This is a genomic window from Pleomorphomonas sp. PLEO (genome assembly GCF_041320595.1).
In the GTDB taxonomy this organism is placed as follows: domain Bacteria; phylum Pseudomonadota; class Alphaproteobacteria; order Rhizobiales; family Pleomorphomonadaceae; genus Pleomorphomonas.
On record NZ_CP166625.1, the window covers coordinates 5,139,418 to 5,158,965 of the forward strand.

Below are 19,548 nucleotides of genomic sequence, written 5' to 3' on the forward strand. Positions count from 1 at the left end.
CAGCGTAGGTCTTTCGCCGGATCTTTCTTGAGCACGTCCAGCTTAATCCGGGCTTTATCTCGCGCTGCGAGGTAGTTTGTACACTCTTCGGGACTGAGGAGCCGGATGGCGGCTCTGACGGCATCCCAGAGCGAGCTGGCGATTCGTTCTGCCTTACGCGCAGGACTGCATTCAGCTTGGAGAAGGCCATTTCCATCAGGTTGAAGCCCGGACTATGGGCGCAGGCCGTGCAGCTCGGCACCGATCCGTTCCTGGCTTTTCGACGAGATCCCTTTCATGCGCCGCGTCAATTCCTCCCTTCGAGATCAGGAGTGAAACGATTCGCCGCTATCTTTTTGAGGGACATGCATCCCTCGCCCGACCTTCAACACCAGCCAAGCACCTCCCAAAAGCCCCCCACCGGTACGCGCCCCTGGCTTCGCCCACGAGCAACCTGACACAGACGACCTATTCTGAGGAATGTAAGCTCTCGATAAAGTTGCACGCACGGGAATTATACTTGATAGTTACATTTGCATACATTTTAGCCGCTTTCTTATCTCTAGTTTTTCCGGTTTATCCATTAAGCTACACGCCGAAACGGAGCCGGACATGGCGTTATGGAAACAACTGGCGCTCGCCCTGCTGTTGGGGCTGGTGGGGATCGTTGGCTGGGGTACGTTCGACCCGGCAGCGCGCCCGCAACTGGTCGGCGCTGGCGTTCCCGAAATATTGCTACCGGCGTGGGCTTTCCGCGCCCAGACCGACAGTGCCGTGGGGTTGACGTCGGAGGAGCGCCGCCGCGGCGGAAATGAGGCTGGGAGCGCCAAAGGCAGCCATCCGGACAGCGGCAGGGCGGTGCTGGTCGTGACGACTCCGGTTGCCATGGTGGAAACCGCCGATCGCGTCAGCGCCATAGGCACCGCCGAGGCGGCTCGCACCGTCGCCATCTTTCCGCGCGCCACCGGCATGGTGACGGAAATAGCCTTCAGGTCCGGACAGCGTGTGGCAGCTGGCGCCACGCTCATTCGCCTTGATGAGGACAGCGAGAGGATCGCCGTCGAGCAAGCGAAGGCCGCTCTCGCCGATGCCGATGCCCGCGCATCGCGCAATGATCGGCTGGCCGACACCAAGGCGATCTCCGCCGCCGAGCGCGACACGGCCCGCTTTGAGTTGTCGAAGGCACGCCTCTTCCTTCAACAAGCCGAACTCAATCTCAGCCGCCGCACCATCTCCGCGCCGTTTGCCGGGGTGGTTGGTCTCACCTCTGTCGAGGTGGGAGACATGGTGTCGACATCCTCCGAGATCGTCATCATCGACGACCGCTCCGCCATTAAGGTCGAGTTCCGGGTGCCGGAGGCTTTCGCCGCCCGTCTGGCCATCGGACAGCCGATCGAGGTCGCGACGCCATCGCAACCCGGCACCCTCTTTGCCGGCAAGATCACAGCTCTTGGCAGTCGCATCGAATCCGACAGCCGTACGCTTGTCGCGCAGGCGACGGTACAAAATACCGCCGACGTCCTCAGGCCCGGCATGTCCTTTGCCGTAACCGTTCGCTTTCCCGGCATCCTGAAGACCGCCGTCCCCGCGTCGTCCGTGCAGTGGGACCGCGACGGCGCTTATGTCTGGGTCGTCAGCGAGGGCAAGGCAAAGCGGGTCGGCGTCGGTATCGTCGAGCGAAATGAGGATACGGTTCTGGTCAGCGGCGAGCTGGTGGCCGGCCAGCCGGTGGTCGTCGAAGGTATTCAGTCGGTGCATGCCGGTTCGACTGTCCGGACAGCAGGCGAGCCGGAGCAAATGGACGACCGGAGTGCCGGGGCAAAGCCATGAGTGGTCGCAGCCATGCCCTTACTGCTCTGTTCGTCCGCCGGCCGGTGTTGGCGCTGGTGGTCAACGCGCTGATCGTCGTCGCGGGCCTCGCCGCTTATCGCAATGTGGAAGTGCGCGAGCTCCCGGACGTTGACCGCCCCGTGGTAACAGTGACCGTCGGCTATGATGGCGCCTCGCCGGAGACCATCGACACCGACATTACGGCCCGCGTCGAGTCGGCCGTATCGCGCGTTGCCGGCGTCACGTCGATCTCGGGCCGATCAAGCTTCGGGCGATCGCGCGTCACCATTGAATTCTCCGAGAGCACCGACCTCAACGTCGCCGCCAATGACACCCGCGACGTGGTCAGCCGCATTCGCAATCAATTGCCCGACCGCGTCGACGAACCACAAATCGTCAAGGCCGACGCCGATGGCGATGCCATCATCCGCCTCGCCGTCACCTCCGATCGCGTATCGCTCGAAGATCTGACTAGCCTCGTCAACGACCGCATCGCCGACACGCTCGCCGCGGTCAACGGTGTCGCCGACGTGCAGGTGTTTGGCGACCAGAAACCGGTGTTCCGGGTCGACGTCGACCAGACGGCGCTGGCGGCGCGTGGCCTTACCGTCGCCGATCTCACCCAGACGCTATCGACCGTGTCGATGGACAGCCCGGCCGGCTCGCTCGCCAATCGTAATCTCAGCCTGGTGGTAAGGGCCGACGCACGCGTTACCGACGTAGCCGGAATGGCCCGCCTGCTGATCGATACCCACACGCGGCTCGGCGACGTTGCGACCGTGACACTCGCTCCCGATACCGGGACCTCTCAGCTCAAGATAAACGGCAAGACCGGCATCGGCATGGGCATTGTCCGCGCCGCTCGCTCCAACTCGATCCAGATCTCGACCGATATTGCCCGTGTGGTTGCAAGCCTGAAGCCGACATTGCCAGACAGTGTCGAGCTAGCAATTACCTCCGACGAGGCGCGCTTTATCAATGGCGCCCTGCACGAAGTGATCCTGGCACTCGGCCTCGGCGTCCTCATCGTCGTTGCCGTCATCTATCTCTTCCTGGCCAACTGGCGGGCAACGCTGATCCCGGCCATTACCATCCCGGTGTCTCTGATCGGCACCCTGGCAGCCATGTGGCTGACGGGCTTCTCGATCAACATCGTCACCTTATTGGCGCTGGTGCTCGCCACCGGTCTCGTGGTCGACGACGCCATCGTGGTGCTTGAGAATATCGTCCGGCGACGGCACATGGGCATGCGGCCGCGCGCCGCGGCGGTGCTCGGCACTCACGAAGTGTTCTTTGCCGTGCTGGCCACGACGGTGACGCTCGCCGCCGTGTTCGTGCCGATCTCCTTCCTGCCCGGCACCGCGGGCAGCCTGTTCCGAGAATTCGGTTTCGTGCTGGCCATCGCCGTGACCATCTCCGGGTTCACGGCGCTGACCTTTGCGCCCATGCTCGCCGCGACCATTCTACCGGCCGAGGAAGAACAGAAGCGAGCGATCATGCCGCGTCTGCTCGGCGCCATCGGCCGACCACTCGCTTCGCTGTATGGCCGCTTGCTCGATGCCGCGCTCGCCGCGCCGCTGGTGGTCGTCGCGCTATCTCTGGCCTTCGCCGCCGTCGCCTGGGGCGTCTTCCAGAGTTTGCCGAGCGAGCTGACGCCGCGCGAGGACCGGGGCACGGTGATGCTGATGATTACCGCGCCTCCGGGTATTTCCATCGACAATATGGGGCGGCAGATGGACAAGGTAGCCGCCGTGGTCCAGCCTTATCTCGACAGCGGCGAGGCGACAGCCGGCTTTGCCATCGCCGGACGTGGCGGCGAGGCCAATTCCGGCTTCATGATGGTGACGCTCGCCCCTTGGGAAGAGCGATCGCGCGGGCAAGCCGCGATCACCGCCGAGATCAACAGCAAGCTCGCCGCCATTCCCTCGATCCAGGCACGGGCAGGCGGCTCCAATTCGCTCGGCATTCGTGGCGGCGGCCAAGGCCTTCGCCTGTCCCTGGTCGGGCCCGATTTCGAGGGGCTTTCCAAGGTTGGCGACATCTTCATCAAGGCGCTGGAATCCCGGCCGGAGGTGAGCGACGCCAGTCTCGACTACCAACCGACACAGCCGCAGCTCTCCGTCCATATCGACCGGGACCGGGCACAGGACCTCGGCATCCCGGTAGCTGGCTTCGCGCAGGCACTGCAGGCAGTTCTCGATGGCCGGGAGGTCGCCGAAGTGTCGCTGGGCGACCGGATCATTCCGATCAAACTGATGTCTACCGCCACCCCGATCGACGACCCGACCGACCTTGGCAACGTCTTCGTACGCACCGCCGACAAGCGAATGGTGCCAATGAGCGCCATCGCCACGCTTGTCGAAGGATCGACGGCACCCGGCCTGTCGCGCGACGGCCAGCAGCGGGCAGTGCCTATCTCCATCGATCCCGCGCCCGGCGTAGCCCTCAGGCAGACAATGGCCGTGGCCGAGGAGGTGGCGGCCTCTGTGCTGCCGGCTGGCTATGGCATCAAGCAGGCTGGCGAGGCGGCGGCACTTGCCCAAACCTCGGCGGGCCTTACAACGACTTTCGGCTTCGCGCTGATCGTGGTGCTCTTGGTGCTCGCCGCTCAGTTCGAGAGCTTCGTGGCGGCGGTGATCATCATCGCCACCGTGCCCTTCGGCCTCGCCGCTGCCGTGTTCGCTATCCGCTTCACCGGCGGCACGCTCAACATCTACAGCCAGATAGGCCTCGTCATGGTGGTCGGCATCATGGCCAAGAATGGCATCCTGATCGTCGAGTTCGCCAATCAGTTGCGTGACGACGGCCGGAGCGTGCGCGAGGCGATCGAGGCGGCCGCCCGCATTCGCCTGAGACCGGTGGTGATGACCATGATTGCCACCATCGTCGGCGCGGTGCCGCTGGTGCTGGCCTTCGGCGCCGGAGCGGAGGCGCGTGTCGCCCTCGGCTGGGTGCTGGTGGGCGGCTTGGGATTTGCGACGATCTTCACCCTGTTCCTGACACCGGTTGCCTACCTGATGCTCGCCGGCTTCGCCAAGCCGCGCGGTCACGTCGAGCGCCTTCTGTCGGGCGAACTCACCGCCGCCGAAGCGATTGGTCTCACCGAAGCCACGACGTCCCGCCCGGAGCCAAAGCTCGCAGCCGAATAGACAGATCAGCTGATGCGGAACCGCCGGGCCTCGGCCGGGTTGGCGAAAACCTCGCGATCCAGGCGCGTCAGCATGTACGAGATAAGACCGGTCATGATCATATCGGTTTGCCAAGGAAGCGTCTCGATCACCGTTGATCGGCTCAGGTCCTCGACCAGCGCCGCCTCGATCGCCGCCTTCAGTCCGGGCTCGAACAGCGGATAGGCGCGCACCGAGCCACCCGTCAACACGATCCGGCTGGGGTTGATCAGGGCCATAAGCCGCGCAAGTCCATACCCCAGGGCTTCTCCTGCCTGATGGTAGATTGCGAGCGTCGCTTCGTCTCCGGCATAGGCGGCCGCCTCGTGAGCGATCAGCTCGCCTTGGGTCGGCCGCACGCTGAGTGGCGGCGCGTCTTCCGGCAAGCCGAGCGCCTGGCGGTGGATGGCGTAGTCGGCGATATAGGCCTCGAGGCACCCCCGCCGGCCACATTGGCAAAGAGCGCCGTTGGGCAGATGGTTCATGTGGCCGAATTCAGCCGCCGAGCCAGCGGCACCGTGGTGAAGGCGGTCGCCGACGAACAGTCCCGCTCCAACGCCCTGGTCGACAAAGATCACCGCGAAAGTGCCGCTGTAGACGTCCGGGTTCGCCTCGTGCAGAGCCTGGGCAATCATGTTGGCGTCGTTGGAGAGGATGCAATTGTGGCCGGTCAGAACTCTGAGCGGCTCGACGAGGCGCATGTCGCGGACCCTGAAGGCCGGCGACCACATAACCGAACCGGTGTTGGTATCGACGAAGCCCTGCGCGCCGATGGCGATCTCGGCCACTTGGCGGAAATCGATGCCGTTTTCGGCGACGATACCGCCGAGGAGATTGGCGAGCTTTACAGGGAAGCTATCGCGCGTCTCCTCATAGGTCGGTACGATGACCTCCTTGTGGTCAATGGTCCGTCCGTCGAAATCGGCAAGCTGCAGGACGACGCTGTCGCGCGAGATCTTGGCCGCCAGCACATAGCCGGCCGTCGGATCGAGGCGCAGCATGACCCGGGGCCGACCACGCCGCGCCGGTTCGGCCTGCGCCTCAATGCCCTCCGCTTCGTCGTCGCGCGCTTCGACCAATCCCTCGGCGATCAGATCAGCCGTGATGGCGGTAATCGTCGCCGGCGAGAGGCGCGTCTCGGTACCGAGGTCGACACGGGCGATCGGCTCCCGCCGCCGGAGCGCCGATAACACCAGTGAACGATTCTGCCGCCGGACGTGATCGCTGTCAGCCTTACCAACCGGAACGCGCCGCGATCCATCTCCACGCACGGTCATGATGATGCCTGTCCTCCCCGCCGGGGGTCTCCCCTCTCTGGCGTCCGCTTTATCCCAATAGAACATCTGTCGATCAGGCTGAACGAGTCCGCTCGGCGCGTGTTCTATACATCAGGCTACAGCACTCGCCATCGACCAGATCACTCAATCAAGTCGGCGCTCGCTGTCGGCTAAGTCCGTTCGGATCCTTCGTGCCCCCACTCCCAATGCCGCGTATCGGGAGCGTGGAAAATCCACCGCCCCGCCCGCTGCCGAGCCGTCCGTCCACCTCCCCCGCGGCGGCGGCCCCCATCGATCCGAATATTGACATCGCGATCCGCCCCGGTCCATGCTTTTTTTGGGCTTCAAAGATAATCATTGGGTCGACTTGGCTCGCGGCTCGGCTTCACAACGGCCGGCTCGGCGCGTATCGTTCGCGCCTCATGGGAACGACATTCGGGGGGACGTCTTCGACATGCGGAGGGTGCTTCCCGCCATTGCTCTTGGGCTACTCTGTCAGGCGGCGATGGCGTCGCCGGTGATTGGCGTCAGTTGGCCGGGCGATACCGCACATCTGTGGAAGGCCGATTCGGAAACCATCCGCAAGGCGGTGTCGGTCGACTCGGGCGCGGTGATTGAAACCGATGCTCGGCTGTCAGCCGCCAAACAGATCCTCGATGTCAAAAGTCTCATCGATGCGCACGTCGACGTTTTGATCGTCGCCGCCGTCGACCCGAGGGCACTGGAATCGACAATCCGAGCGGCTGTCGCGGCTGGCATTCCGGTCATCGGTTACGATCGCCCCATTAGTCTCGACGGTGTGATCTCGATAGGCTTCAACCAGATCGACGTCGGGCGGTTGCAAGCGCTGGCTCTTTACGCAGCGCGGCCGCGCGGTGAATGGGTCCTGCTCAAAGGCGATTTCGACGATCCTCAGACGGCACGCCTCTACGCCGGCCAGATCGGCGTCTTGAAGGACTCCATCAACGCCGGGCTGATCCGGATCGCCGGCGAAGCTTACACACCCGGCGGCTTGTCGCTCAACGCGCGAAGGGCCTTCGGCAATATTCTCGACAATACCCGCAACGCCGTCGATGCCGTGCTAACGCCGGATGACGCCAGTGCCGGCGAGGCCATTTCGGTGTTGGAAGCACGGGGCCTTGCCAACAAGGTCGCCGTCGTTGGCCAGGGCGGCGACCCAGCAACTCTCAACCGCATCGCGCGAGGATTGCAGGCGGCGACTATTTGGGAAGATCACGTTGCATTGGCTCAAAAGGCCGGAGAAGTCGCCTTGAAGCTGGCCGAAGGCCGTTCGCCGCGCGAACTCGGGGTCGCCAAACCGACCGATGACGAACAAGGAACGACTTACGAACTCTATCTCCAACCCTTCACCATCACCGCCGATGCGCTGGGCCTTGCTCTGACGACCCACTGGATCGATATCCCACGCCTCTGTCAGGACGTGCCTGTCGGCCATATCGCCGACTGTCCCTGAAACAACGAAGCGAATCAGGCGAAGAGTTCGGGCCGGCGCCGACGCAATGCCTCGACCAGCAGCCGCGTCTTGAGATCAAGCGCATCGCCGCCGTCGGCGAGATCGGCCAGCACCGACAACGGCAGCTCGACCACCTCGATCTCTTCATTCTCATCGGCGAGGCCGCCGCCTTTGCCACGCGGCGCGGCCGCGTCGATCTCGCCCAGATAGAGCCAGACTCGCTCCGTGAGCGAGCCCGGCGAAGCATAGGGACGACCAAGGAATTCGAGCTTACCGACGACACAGCCCGCTTCTTCCCAAGCCTCGCGGCGCACCGCCGTCTCGCCATCCTCGCCATCGTCGACGATGCCGGCGATCGCCTCGAGGGTGATGCCGTGGCCGTCAGCCAGCAGTGCCGCGGCACGCACCTGGCGCACCAGAATAGCCGTGCGGTGGGCTGAATCGTAGATCAGGACCGCGGCGCCATCGCCATGATCGTGCACCTCGCGCCGCACCAATCGGGGCTCGCCGTGAACAGTCGTCTCGAGAACCGCGACTTCCAAAGTCAACCAGCCATCATAGACGACCCGGCGTTCTTTGACCGATACGGGAGGCAAGCGGTTATCGGTAATTGGGTCCGCCATATTGAAATCCCCTGTCGCGGTTGGTGCACACTTTGATAACCGCCAGCCCTCGCCCCCGCCAGCATCGCGGAGCAGACGGCGAAAATCGCTGGCGCAGCTCCTCAGCCGCTGTCGCCCGTCGGCCACAGTCAGCGCTCCGCACGACGCAGCCGCGAAGACACGTCGGAGCTTGACCACCGCCCCTTACCTCGGCCAAATGCGGCAGCCATCGTTTGGGAGCCCAGCATGAACCATCCGTCCTGTCTCGCCGTCGTCCTCGCGGCCGGGGAAGGCACGCGTATGAAATCCGATCTACCGAAGGTGCTGCACACGGTCGGTGGCCGGTCCCTCATAGACGCCGTTCTGGAAAATGCCCGCGCCGGCGGAGCGGGGCGACTGGCCGTTGTGATCGGAGCCGGCGCCGACAAGGTTCGCGCCCATCTGGTAAAAACCGCCGCCGATGCCCAGATCTTCGAGCAGCGCGAACGGCTCGGCACAGCCCACGCGGCGCTGGCGGCCCGGGAGGCGCTTGCCGATCACATGGGACCGGTCTTGGTGCTGTTCGGCGATACTCCGCTCGTCCGGCCCGCGACCATTGCCGCCCTCATTGAACGGCTTTCGGCCGGTGCCGACATTGCCCTGCTCGGCTTTACGACAGATACGCCGACCGGTTACGGGAGGCTGATCGTCGAAGACAATCGGCTCGTCGCGATTGTCGAGGAAAAGGATGCCGATCCGGCAACGAAGGCGATCCGTCTGTGCAATTCGGGCATCATGGCGTTCAGGCCTGGGTTGTTACCGGAGTTGCTCGACGCGATCGGCAACGCCAACTCCAAGGGCGAATATTATCTGACCGACGCCGTCGCCGTTGGAACGGCGCGTGGCCTCCGCGCCGAGGCGGTTATCGGTCATGACGAAAGCGAATTCGTGGGCATCAACGACCGTGCCCAGTTGGCCGCCGCGGAGGCGATCTTCCAGCAGCGGGCACGCACGGAGGCCATGGCGGCTGGCGTGACGCTGGTCGCGCCGGACACTGTATTTTTCTCCTTTGACACCCGCCTCGGCCGCGACGTTGTCGTTGAGCCCAATGTCGTGTTCGCCCCAGGGGTTGAAGTGGCCTCGGGCACGCTAATCCGCGCCTTCAGTCATCTCGAAGGCGCCAAAGTTGCGAGCGGCGCGGTGGTCGGTCCTTACGCGCGCCTCAGGCCGGGGGCCGATCTGGCCGAGAATGTCCACGTTGGCAATTTCGTCGAGATCAAGAACGCACGCGTCGATCAAGGCGCCAAGGTCAACCACCTCACCTATATCGGCGACGCAGAGATCGGTGCTCGGACCAACGTTGGCGCCGGCACCATCACTTGCAACTATGACGGCGTCTTCAAGCACAAGACGGTCATCGGCGCCGACGTCTTTGTCGGCTCCAACACTGTCATGGTGGCGCCGGTCACGATCGGTGACAACGCTTTGACCGCCGCGGGATCGGTGATCACAGCCGATGTACCCGACGGCGCCATGGCCTTCGGCCGCGCGCGGCAGGAGGTGAGGGAAGGCATGGGCGCGGCGAAGAAGGCAGCACTTGCTGCCAAAAAGGCCGCCGCGAAGTCCACTGGCTGACCAGAGGACCTCACATTCCCAGTTTTGGCATGCCGGATGGTGATTGCAAGCCCGCGAACCGCCAATGACGGGGCGGACTCATTCCCTTTTGCCTCATTTGCCATGGTGGAAATGCCGGGCCTGATCACGCCGCGGTCGCAAGCTCATAACGAGCATAGACAATCCTCGGTAGGGAACCCCGGCCCGGTACAGCATTCGCGACGAGACAGCAAAAGCGCGATCACATACAACCAAAACGCTCAAAAGGCGCTTTTCGCAGCCAGGGCGTATCTCCCGCAAACAATTGCTAACGTTTTCATGTTCAGGAGCCGACCGAAACGTTCATCAAAACATGGACAATTCTGTCGACAGACGTTGTATCGAAGCGTCTTCCCAAGCTAACCCTCCGTGGAAAAGTGAGCCGAGAGGCCTCACAGATGACGCGGCCTGGGAGGGTACGATGCATCTTCTAGTTTTTAATAATTGGTATTTTTCTTCTATAGATTGAATTTTTGTATATTACCTATAAAAATTTTGTTCGATAATCGAATTTATAATTGCAAGTTCTGTGAAAACCGCTCAAAATTCTCCTAAAGTCGACTTTTCCCTTTTAGTTACGGCATGTTAGGTGAGCACCGTATTCCCCTACAGCCAAAATGCAAGGGATTGCACGGATAAAGGCGGGGCTTGCAGAGCGAGGAGCGCTTGGCTAAACTATTACATAAAGTCGATCCGGCGCCTGGGAAGAGGACCGGAGATTGCGGCTGATTTGGGGGAAAAATCAGGGATGACAGGCAGTTGCGAGCGTGACGCCTGCGGCAGTGCGCGGTCAGCGACCGATGCAGCCCAGCTGTTTGCGGTGCATCGTCTCGACACGACAGAATCAGGCCTTACTCGGCAAGGCATTTCGTCCACGGACAAAGATGTCACCGAAGGCTACCCGGCAGCTGCGATGGCTGGAGGATTTTCCTCCTCATCCAGCTTCATCGGGATCAATTCCGACGTCGGTACCCCACTGGCGAATGACGGTCGGTATCCGGCAAGTGCTGTCTCGTTAGTCGATGGTCGGTACGGCCAAGGTCTGGACAGCGGCGTGGTTTCGGTGAAACTGCCGGTGGGAAAACAGGGCGTGTGCGTCGCACGCCGGGCCGGCGGGGCCTGTAAATTTCCGGTCAGGTTCCGGAGCAATTGGTTTGCTGCCCTTTCCGGGCGGTATCGCGATGGTGGTCGTGCGATCACCCTTGGCGTCAAGGAGGTCCTTCCCCCTATCCGGCATCAGCCGGCGTGGGTGGAAGGAGTGGCTTCGGTGGCAATCCGCCGAGCCCAACTGGGAATAAGGCAGAAACAATCTGCTTTATGAGGACGTCAGGAGCTTTCAAGCGCCTGGCGAAATTGGTCACCAACTCACACGGAATTCCCTAAGAGGAATGGCAAATCGCCAACCCTTGCGGGATTGAAGGGGGAGAGAATGAAGCTTACCAAGATTCTGGCTGCCACGCTCGTGCTTGGCGTTTCCGCCATGGCTACCGCGTCTTACGCCGCCGACAAGGGCAAGGTTGGCATTGCCATGCCGACGCAGTCCTCGTCGCGTTGGATTTCCGACGGCCACAGCATGGTCGAGCAGTTCAAGGCCGCTGGCTTCGAGACCGACCTTCAGTACGCTGAAGACGATATCCCGAACCAGTTGAACCAGATCGAGAACATGGTGACCAAGGGCGTCAACGTCCTCGTTGTCGCCTCGATCGACGGCACGACGCTGACCGACATCCTCGCCAAGGCCCATGAAGCCGGCGTCAAGGTGTTCGCCTATGACCGCCTGATCCGCAACTCGCCGAACGTCGACTACTATTCGACCTTCGACAACTTCCAGGTTGGCGTGCTCCAGGCTTCGTCGCTTGAGACCCCGCTCGGCCTGAAGGACGGCAAGGGCCCGTTCAACGTCGAACTGTTCGCCGGCTCGCCCGACGACAACAACGCCACCTTCTTCTTCAATGGCGCCATGAGCGTCCTGAAGCCCTACATCGACAGCGGCAAGGTCGTTGTCCAGTCGGGCCAGACGGGCTTCGCTCAGGTTGCCACGATGCGTTGGGATGGCGCTACTGCCCAGGCCCGCATGGACAACATCCTGTCGGCCAATTACACCGACAAGCATGTCGACGCCGTGCTGTCGCCTTATGACGGCATCTCGATCGGTATCATCTCGTCGCTCAAGGGCGTCGGTTATGGCACCGAAGGCACGCCGATGCCGTATGTCTCCGGCCAGGACGCCGAGCTGCCGTCCGTCAAGGCGATTGTCGCCGGCGAGCAGTATTCGACGATCTTCAAGGACACCCGCGAGCTCGCCAAGCAGACTGTGAAGATGGTCTCGCAGGCTCTCGAGGGCAAGGAAGTGGAAGTCAACGACACCAAGACCTACGACAACGGCGTGAAGGTTGTTCCGTCCTTCCTGCTGAAGCCGGTCCTGGTGACAAAGGACAACTACATGGACGTAGTGATCAAGTCTGGTTACTACAAGGAAGATCAGCTGAAGTAATATTCAGCTAACAACTATTCCGCGCGGGGCATGTCCCCGCGCGGTCTTTAAATATGCCCGCTGCGCGGATCGGTGCATCCTCCGGGTGCCCAGGCGGCAACACACTAACAACAAGAATGTTCTGCCTGTCGCTCATCGGAGATCGGCGGACAAAGGAGCCTCGCGTGAGCACGAACGTGATCCTCGAGATGCGCAACATCACCAAGACGTTTCCAGGCGTCCGGGCGTTGAGCGACGTCAGCTTTTCGGTAGAGGAAGGCGAAATCCACGCGCTCTGCGGTGAAAACGGCGCCGGCAAGTCGACGCTGATGAAGGTGCTGAGCGGCGTCTATCCCCATGGCACCTACGACGGCGAGATCTACTACAACGGCGAGCTCAAAAAGTTCGGCTCGATCAAGGATACCGAGGAAGAAGGTATCATCATCATCCACCAGGAACTCGCGCTGATCCCGTTGCTGTCGATCGCCGAGAACATCTTCCTGGGCAACGAGGTCGCCAAGGGCGGCGTCATCGACTGGGCCGAAGCAACGCGCCGGACATCGGAGCTTCTGGCCAAGGTCGGCCTCAAGGAAAACCCCTCGACGCTGATCACCCACATCGGCGTCGGCAAGCAGCAGCTGGTGGAGATCGCCAAGGCGCTGTCCAAGAAGGTCAAGCTGCTCATCCTCGACGAGCCCACCGCCTCGCTCAACGAGAGCGATTCCAATGCGCTGCTCGAGCTGCTTCTCGAATTCAAGAAGCAGGGGCTGACCTCGATCATCATCTCGCACAAGCTCAACGAGATCTCCCGCGTCGCCGACAAGATCACCGTGTTGCGCGACGGCGCCACGGTCGAGACGCTGGACTGCCACGCCGAGAAGATCTCCGAGGCGCGCATCATCCGCGGCATGGTCGGTCGCGAACTCTCCGACCGCTTCCCCAAGCGCGTACCGAAGATCGGCGAGACCATCTTCGAGGTGCGCAACTGGACGGCCTACCATCCGCTTCACGCCGACCGGAAGATTTCCAACGCCATCAACCTCAACGTCAAGCGCGGTGAGGTGGTAGGCATCGCCGGCCTGATGGGCGCCGGCCGTACCGAATTCGCCATGAGCGTGTTCGGCCGCGCCTACGGCCGGAATATCTCCGGCGAGGTGCTGATCAAGGGCGAGCCGGCCGACGTCTCCACTGTCGAGCGGGCGATCAAGTCGGGCCTCGCCTACGTCACTGAGGATCGCAAGCAGCTCGGCTTGGTGCTGATCAACAATGTGATGCACAACACCACGCTGGCCAACCACAAGGGCATCTCGAAGAACTTCGTCATCAACGAGCATGTCGAGCGCAAGGCGGCCAACGAATATCGCCAGAAGCTCAGGATCCGCACGCCCAGCATCTATCAGGACGTCGTCAACCTGTCGGGCGGCAACCAGCAGAAGGTCGTCCTGGCCAAGTGGCTGTTCACCAACCCGGACGTGCTGATCCTTGACGAGCCGACGCGCGGCATCGACGTCGGCGCCAAATACGAGATCTACACCATCGTCAACGACCTCGTTGCCGCCGGCAAGGCGGTCATCTTCATCTCCTCGGAAATGCCGGAACTGCTCGGCACCTGCGACCGCATCTACGTCATGAACGAAGGCGCGATCGTCGCCGAAATGCCCGTTGCCGAGGCCAGCCAGGAAAACATCATGGGCGCCATCATGCGCTCGGGGGAGAAGGTTTGATGAATACGCCTAACGAAGCCACCCAGACGGCCTCGCCGTCGCTTGCCGTCTTCCTCCGGCAGAACATGCGCGAATATGGCATCCTGATCGCGCTCGTGGTGATCATGGTATTTTTCCAGATCATCACTGGCGGCGTGCTCTTCCGGCCGGTCAACCTGACCAACCTGGTGCTGCAGAACTCCTTCGTCGTCATCATGGCGCTCGGCATGCTGCTGGTCATCGTCGCCGGACATATCGACCTCTCGGTCGGCTCCATCGTCGCCATCATCGGCGCGGTGGCGGCGGTCATGATGGTGAATTACAAGATAGACCCGTGGACGACGTCGCTCGTCTGCCTGATCCTCGGCGGCGCCATCGGCGCGGCGCAGGGTTATTGGGTGGCCTATCACCACATCCCCGCCTTCATCGTCACGCTGGCCGGCATGCTGGTGTTCCGCGGCCTGACCCTGTGGCTCCTGGGCGGCATGAACATCGGCCCGTTCCCAGTGGAGTTCCAGAAGCTCTCCACGGGTTTCCTGCCCGATCTGTTCCCCTTGCCGGAACTGCCCCTGCTGGGCGCCTTGCACTCTACCTCGATCATCCTGACCCTCGCCATTCCCGCGCTGTTGGTCTTCCTGTCCTGGCGCAGCCGCAAGGTCAACGAGTCACACGGCATTGAGGTCGAGCCCTTCGCCTTCTTCGTCGCGCAGAATGCCGTGCTTGTCGCCGTGATGCTCTACCTTGGCTATCAGCTCAGCACCTACAAGGGATTCCCGAATATCCTGGTGATCATGGGTGTGCTGATCGTCTTCTACACCTTCGTCACCACCCGGACGACCATTGGCCGCCGTGTCTACGCGCTCGGCGGCAATGAGAAGGCAACGCGGCTCTCCGGCATCAACACCGAGCGCCTCAGCTTCTACACCTTCATCAACATGGGCGTTCTCGCGGGCTTTGCCGGCCTGATCGTCGCCGCCCGCCTCAACTCCTCGACCCCGAAGGCCGGTAACGGCTTCGAGCTCGACGTTATCGCCGCCTGCTTCATCGGTGGTGCCTCGACGACCGGTGGTGTCGGCAAGATCACCGGCGCGGTGGTTGGCGCTTTCATCATGGGCGTGCTCAACAACGGCATGTCGATCATGGGCCTCGGCATCGACTTCCAGCAGATGGTCAAGGGCCTCGTGCTGCTCGCCGCCGTGGTGTTCGACCTCTACAACAAACAGAAGGGCTAAGCGCCACAAACTTCTGTTGTCTGATCGAGCCGGGGCCCTATGGCCCCGGCTTTTTTCGTTGCCGGCCGAGAACCTGCCAACCCCGGCGGCGGCGCCGGGGGCGATCTGATAGGGAGTTTCCAAGCGGCGGGAATAAACGCCACGGCGATGTGTTGTAGAGGCAGGGGCATGCCGCCCCGGAGTAAAGCCGATGCGACACGCCCTGCCCCATCACGCCCCAAACTATTTCCGACGGCGCCTGACCATCCTCTCCTTGCTGCCGTTCCTGCTCGGCGCCGCGCCGGCGGGGATGCCGTCCATAGTCGTGGTGTAGGTCCTGAGTGAGGTGGTCACCGGCAATGTTCGGTAGGGTCTGGTTGCTAACTCCAACTCCAGACCGAAGAGACCACCGATGACCAAGGACATGATGAACTTCCGCGACCTCGTGGAACAAGCCCCTGACGCCGACATTCTGCGCGAGATGATAGGCTTTGCCGCCGAACGGCTGATGGAGTTGGAGGTCGGCACCGTGACGGGCGCCGGCTATGGAGAGAAGGATCCGTCACGCCGCGTCCAGCGCAACGGCTACCGCGAGCGTGATTGGGAGACGAGGGCTGGCACGGTCGAGCTCCGTATCCCCAAGCTGCGCAAAGGCAGCTATTTCCCAGGCTTTCTCGAACCTCGCCGCATGGCTGAGAAGGCGCTGACGGCCGTCATCCAGGAAGCCTACATTCAGGGGATCTCTACACGCTCGGTCGATGATCTGGTCAAGGCCATGGGCATGTCCGGCATCTCCAAGAGCCAGGTGTCGAGATTGTGCGAAGAGATCGACGACAAGGTGAAGGCCTTCCTCGATCGACCGATTGAAGGCGACTGGCCTTACCTGTGGATCGACGCCACCTACCTCAAGGTTCGCCGAGGTGGGCGTATCGTCTCGGTGGCCGTCATCATCGCCATCGGCGTTAACACCGATGGCCGGCGCGAGGTTCTGGGGCTGGAGATCGGCACTTCCGAGGCAGAACCGATCTGGACCGAGTTCCTGCGCAAGCTGACCCGACGTGGATTGCGGGGCGTCAAGCTGGTCATCTCCGACGCCCACGAAGGCATCAAGGCGGCCGTCTCCAAGGTGCTCAGCGCCACCTGGCAACGCTGCCGAGTCCACTTCATGCGCAACGTGCTGGCCCATGCCGGCAGGAGCGGTCGCCGCGTCGTCTCTGCCTTCATCGCCACGGCCTTTGCTCAGGAGACCGCCGAGGCCGCCAGTACCCAATGGCGTGCCGTTGCCGACCAGATCCGTCCCAAAGTCCCGAAACTGGCCACGATCATGGATGACGCCGAAGAGGATGTGCTGGCCTACATGACCTTTCCGAAAGAACACCGGGCGAAGCTGCATAGCACCAACCCGATCGAGCGGCTAAACGGCGAGATCAAGCGACGCACCGAAGTGGTTGGCATCTTCCCAAATGACGAAGCGATCGTTCGTCTCGTCGGGGCCTTGCTGCTGGAACAAAACGACGAATGGGCCGTCCTACGCGCTAGATACATGACGCTGGAAACCATCGCGCAGATGGGCAATGATCCCTTCGTCAGCTTGCCGGCAGTGACAAACTGATCAAGCAGGCCCGAGCCGAACTTAACGGTGACCAGCAGCGCCAGCTACACCACGCCAAGGGACACGATCCCGGCGGGAGCCGCCAGTTTCGACGACCTCGCCGGCCGCTACGCCGTCGGGGATCGATCGAGTGTCACCTTCTCGATCTCGGGTACGCTCGTCCCGACCGTGCATGGCAGCTTCCGCAGCTTCTCGGGAACCTTCCACCTCGACCCCGTGCATGCCGAGCGATCGTCGGCGACCTTCTCGCTCGCCTCGGGCTCGGTCACCACCGGCATCGCCCCGCTTGACAGCTTGCTTCGATCATCGGCGGTGTTCGATGCAGCAGACCATCCGGACATCCGCTTCACATCGTCGGCCGTGCGCCGAACATCGGAGACCACGGCCGAGATGGACGGCCTTCTGACGCTGAAGGGGCAGACGCTGGCCGAGCATTTCACTGTGACGCTGACTAGCCACAGCGACGGACGGCCGGAATTTCACGTCGTTGGGCGCGTGGCGCGTTCGGCCTTCGGGATGAGCATCGGCCGGCCGCTCTATTCGAACGACGTGGTGTTCGACCTCGCCATCGACGGCCGCCCCCTGCGCGCCGCCGGCTGACGGAAATGCGGCCGCGGCTCTCGCCCCTGATGCAAAAGGCCGCGCCCTCGCGGGACGCGGCCTTCTTAACGATGCAAGGGGTGCGGCTCAGAAGCCCGAGAAACGCCACTCGATGCGATGGTGATAGGTCTCGCCCGGACGCAGGACCGAGCTCGGATAGCTTGGCTCGTTCGGCGCATTCGGGAAGGTCTGCGGTTCAAGCGCAAAGCCGGCGTTCTTCAGTTGCTCCGAAAAAGGCGCCTTGATCGCAGGCGTGAAATGCTCGCCCGTGTAGAGCTGCATGCCCGGCTCAGTGGTCCAGACTTCCAACGCGCGGCCGGTTACCGCCTCGAAGGCGCGGGCGCCAAGGTGCAGTTCACCACGGCCGGCGTCGAGAGCGAAGTTGTGATCGTAGGGCCCGGCGATCGGTCTCTTCTCCCGGAAGTCGAAGCGGGTGCCCACCACCTCGGCCAGAGGTCCGACAGGAATGAGATCAGCGTTCACCGGCGTGTAGCGGCTCGCAGGGATCTGCATCAGATGGCCGAGAATGTCGCCCTTGCCGAGAAGATTCCAATAGACGTGGTGCGTGAGGTTGATCACCGTCGGCTTGGTCGTGGTAGCTGTCATGTCCAGATACAGTGTATGGCCGTCAAGTCCGTAAGCCGCCGTCACCGCGAGCGCGCCCGGATAGCCCATGTCGCTATCTGGCGAGTCGAGATGGAAGACCACCTGCTTGGCTGCCTTCTCAGCTTTCCAGACCAGATGCCCGAAGCCGTTCGCGCCGCCGTGCAACTGCTTGGCGCCTTCGTTGGCCGGCAGGCGATAGGTGACACCGTCGAGGGTGAAGCTGGCACCGGCGATGCGATTGGCGTAGCGGCCACAGATGGTTCCAGCCCAGCCATCGCCATCGGGGGCATTGAGGCGACCGGATGAACCGATCACCGTCTGCACCGGCCCGCCGGAACTCGTTGGAACATAAAGCGCAACCAATTGCGCACCGGCAGGGCTGAAAATGGCCTTGAGGCCATCGCCGCCGTCAAGCGTGATGAAGTCATCAACCGGATGTGTCATGTCTCTCTCCCCACGCTCTCCTGGAGCGGTCTTTTCGATATTGATCAATCTCGCTCAAGTTCCAGAAAAACAAAAGGTTTTTTCAGCGTTGGTCTTTCGGCCGACTTCCATGCCTATCGGGTTGTGGCATAGTCGCACCAGTCTTCCGCAAACGTTGTTAAATTGTGATTCGCGGAGGGTGGGTAGCCGTTCTGTGGGGGTTTCATGACACAACGGATGGCAGTGAAACGTTCGCGCCAAGAAGAGATCGTGCGCGAGCTGGCCCATGAAATTGTCGGTGGCCGTCGGCCGGAAGGTAGCCTTCTTCCGTCCGATGCCGAACTGATGGCCCGCTTTGGCGTATCGCGGACAGTTCTCCGGGAAACGCTGAAGACGCTGGCCGCCAAGGGCCTTATCCAACCAAAGACCCGCGTCGGCACCCGCGTCGTCGAGCGATCGAACTGGAATCTGTTCGATCCGGACATGCTGCGCTGGCACCTCGATTGCGGCATCGGTCTCGAGCTGCTTTCCCACCTCTCCGACGTTCGCCTCGCTCTCGAGCCGGTAGCGGCTTCGCTCGCCGCCCAGCGGCGGGGCAAGACCGACGTTATCGCGCTGGATGCCATCGTCGATCGCATGGCGGCACCCGATGCTTCACCGGAAGTCTTCGCCGCCGCCGATCTCGACTTTCATCTCACCATTGCCCGCCTCAGCGGCAACCCGTTTTTCTACAAAGCATCGGCTTTGATCGAGGTTGCGTTGGCCGCCACCTTTGCCATCACCACCCCGGTGAATAACCCCGAAGCCAAAGCAGCTTCCTGCGCCGCCCACCGCCGTATTGTGACGGCCATTGCCGCCGGGGATGGCGAAGCGGCAGCGGCAGCCATCGTCGAAACAATCCGCTCCGGTGCAGCGCGGGTAGCGGCCGTGGCCCGTCGCTGATGGCGATTTTGGTAAGG

Annotated in this window: 15 protein-coding genes; 12 read left to right on the forward strand and 3 right to left on the reverse strand. The window is 62.4% G+C overall.

The genetic code is table 11. The features are described from left to right. Window positions 1-591: 591 nt before the first annotated feature. Both AB6N07_RS23725 and AB6N07_RS23730 read left to right on the forward strand, forming a co-directional pair. On the forward strand, window positions 592-1,809 hold the full coding sequence (locus AB6N07_RS23725) for an efflux RND transporter periplasmic adaptor subunit (RefSeq protein WP_370675502.1): 1,218 nt from the start codon (window positions 592-594) through the stop codon (window positions 1,807-1,809). Beyond that, the gene (locus AB6N07_RS23730; protein WP_370675503.1) at window positions 1,806-4,958 is read left to right on the forward strand and encodes an efflux RND transporter permease subunit; all 3,153 of its coding nucleotides are present in this window, start codon (window positions 1,806-1,808) and stop codon (window positions 4,956-4,958) included. The genes AB6N07_RS23725 and AB6N07_RS23730 overlap by 4 nt, the downstream gene beginning before the upstream one ends. Window positions 4,959-4,963: 5 nt before the next feature. Here AB6N07_RS23730 and AB6N07_RS23735 read toward each other — a convergent pair whose 3' ends face one another. After that, window positions 4,964-6,253: an ROK family protein gene (locus AB6N07_RS23735; protein WP_370675504.1), complete on the reverse strand. Its 1,290-nt coding sequence runs from the start codon at window positions 6,251-6,253 to the stop codon at window positions 4,964-4,966. Window positions 6,254-6,707: 454 nt separating this feature from the next. On the opposite strand from AB6N07_RS23735, the gene AB6N07_RS23740 reads away from it, so the two are divergent. Then, complete coding sequence (locus tag AB6N07_RS23740; protein WP_370675505.1) at window positions 6,708-7,727, forward strand: substrate-binding domain-containing protein; 1,020 nt, start codon at window positions 6,708-6,710, stop codon at window positions 7,725-7,727. Window positions 7,728-7,741: 14 nt separating this feature from the next. Here AB6N07_RS23740 and AB6N07_RS23745 read toward each other — a convergent pair whose 3' ends face one another. Then, complete coding sequence (locus AB6N07_RS23745; protein WP_370675506.1) at window positions 7,742-8,350, reverse strand: NUDIX domain-containing protein; 609 nt, start codon at window positions 8,348-8,350, stop codon at window positions 7,742-7,744. Window positions 8,351-8,575: 225 nt separating this feature from the next. On the opposite strand from AB6N07_RS23745, the gene glmU reads away from it, so the two are divergent. The 8 genes from glmU (at window position 8,576) to AB6N07_RS23785 (ending at window position 17,560) form a co-directional block, all read left to right on the forward strand. After that, the gene (glmU, locus tag AB6N07_RS23750) at window positions 8,576-9,943 is read left to right on the forward strand and encodes a bifunctional UDP-N-acetylglucosamine diphosphorylase/glucosamine-1-phosphate N-acetyltransferase GlmU (protein WP_370675507.1); all 1,368 of its coding nucleotides are present in this window, start codon (window positions 8,576-8,578) and stop codon (window positions 9,941-9,943) included. 766 nt (window positions 9,944-10,709) lie between these two features. Next, the gene (locus tag AB6N07_RS23755) at window positions 10,710-11,282 is read left to right on the forward strand and encodes a hypothetical protein (protein WP_370675508.1); all 573 of its coding nucleotides are present in this window, start codon (window positions 10,710-10,712) and stop codon (window positions 11,280-11,282) included. A gap of 159 nt (window positions 11,283-11,441) precedes the next feature. Further along, window positions 11,442-12,455 carry a multiple monosaccharide ABC transporter substrate-binding protein gene (gene chvE, locus AB6N07_RS23760; protein WP_370678311.1) on the forward strand — a complete coding sequence of 338 codons (1,014 nt, stop codon included), beginning with the start codon at window positions 11,442-11,444 and terminating at the stop codon, window positions 12,453-12,455. Window positions 12,456-12,643: 188 nt separating this feature from the next. Then, complete coding sequence (gene mmsA / locus AB6N07_RS23765) at window positions 12,644-14,158, forward strand: multiple monosaccharide ABC transporter ATP-binding protein (RefSeq protein WP_370678312.1); 1,515 nt, start codon at window positions 12,644-12,646, stop codon at window positions 14,156-14,158. Next, the gene (gene mmsB, locus AB6N07_RS23770) at window positions 14,158-15,369 is read left to right on the forward strand and encodes a multiple monosaccharide ABC transporter permease (RefSeq protein ID WP_370675509.1); all 1,212 of its coding nucleotides are present in this window, start codon (window positions 14,158-14,160) and stop codon (window positions 15,367-15,369) included. Before mmsA ends, mmsB begins: the two co-directional genes overlap by 1 nt. Window positions 15,370-15,559: 190 nt before the next feature. Continuing rightward, window positions 15,560-15,682, forward strand: a complete 123-nt coding sequence (locus tag AB6N07_RS23775) for a hypothetical protein (RefSeq protein ID WP_370675510.1) — start codon at window positions 15,560-15,562, stop codon at window positions 15,680-15,682. A 78-nt stretch (window positions 15,683-15,760) separates the two neighbouring features. Next, on the forward strand, window positions 15,761-16,960 hold the full coding sequence (locus AB6N07_RS23780; protein WP_370675511.1) for an IS256 family transposase: 1,200 nt from the start codon (window positions 15,761-15,763) through the stop codon (window positions 16,958-16,960). 27 nt (window positions 16,961-16,987) lie between these two features. After that, a complete protein-coding gene (locus AB6N07_RS23785) occupies window positions 16,988-17,560 on the forward strand; it encodes a YceI family protein (RefSeq protein ID WP_370675512.1) in 573 nt (190 codons plus the stop codon). An 87-nt stretch (window positions 17,561-17,647) separates the two neighbouring features. On the opposite strand, the gene AB6N07_RS23790 is transcribed toward AB6N07_RS23785, so the two are convergent. Then, window positions 17,648-18,610: an aldose epimerase family protein gene (locus tag AB6N07_RS23790; protein WP_370675513.1), complete on the reverse strand. Its 963-nt coding sequence runs from the start codon at window positions 18,608-18,610 to the stop codon at window positions 17,648-17,650. A 216-nt stretch (window positions 18,611-18,826) separates the two neighbouring features. Between AB6N07_RS23790 and AB6N07_RS23795 the strand changes: the two genes are divergently transcribed. Next, the gene (locus tag AB6N07_RS23795; RefSeq protein WP_370675514.1) at window positions 18,827-19,531 is read left to right on the forward strand and encodes a FadR/GntR family transcriptional regulator; all 705 of its coding nucleotides are present in this window, start codon (window positions 18,827-18,829) and stop codon (window positions 19,529-19,531) included. Window positions 19,532-19,548: the final 17 nt, after the last annotated feature.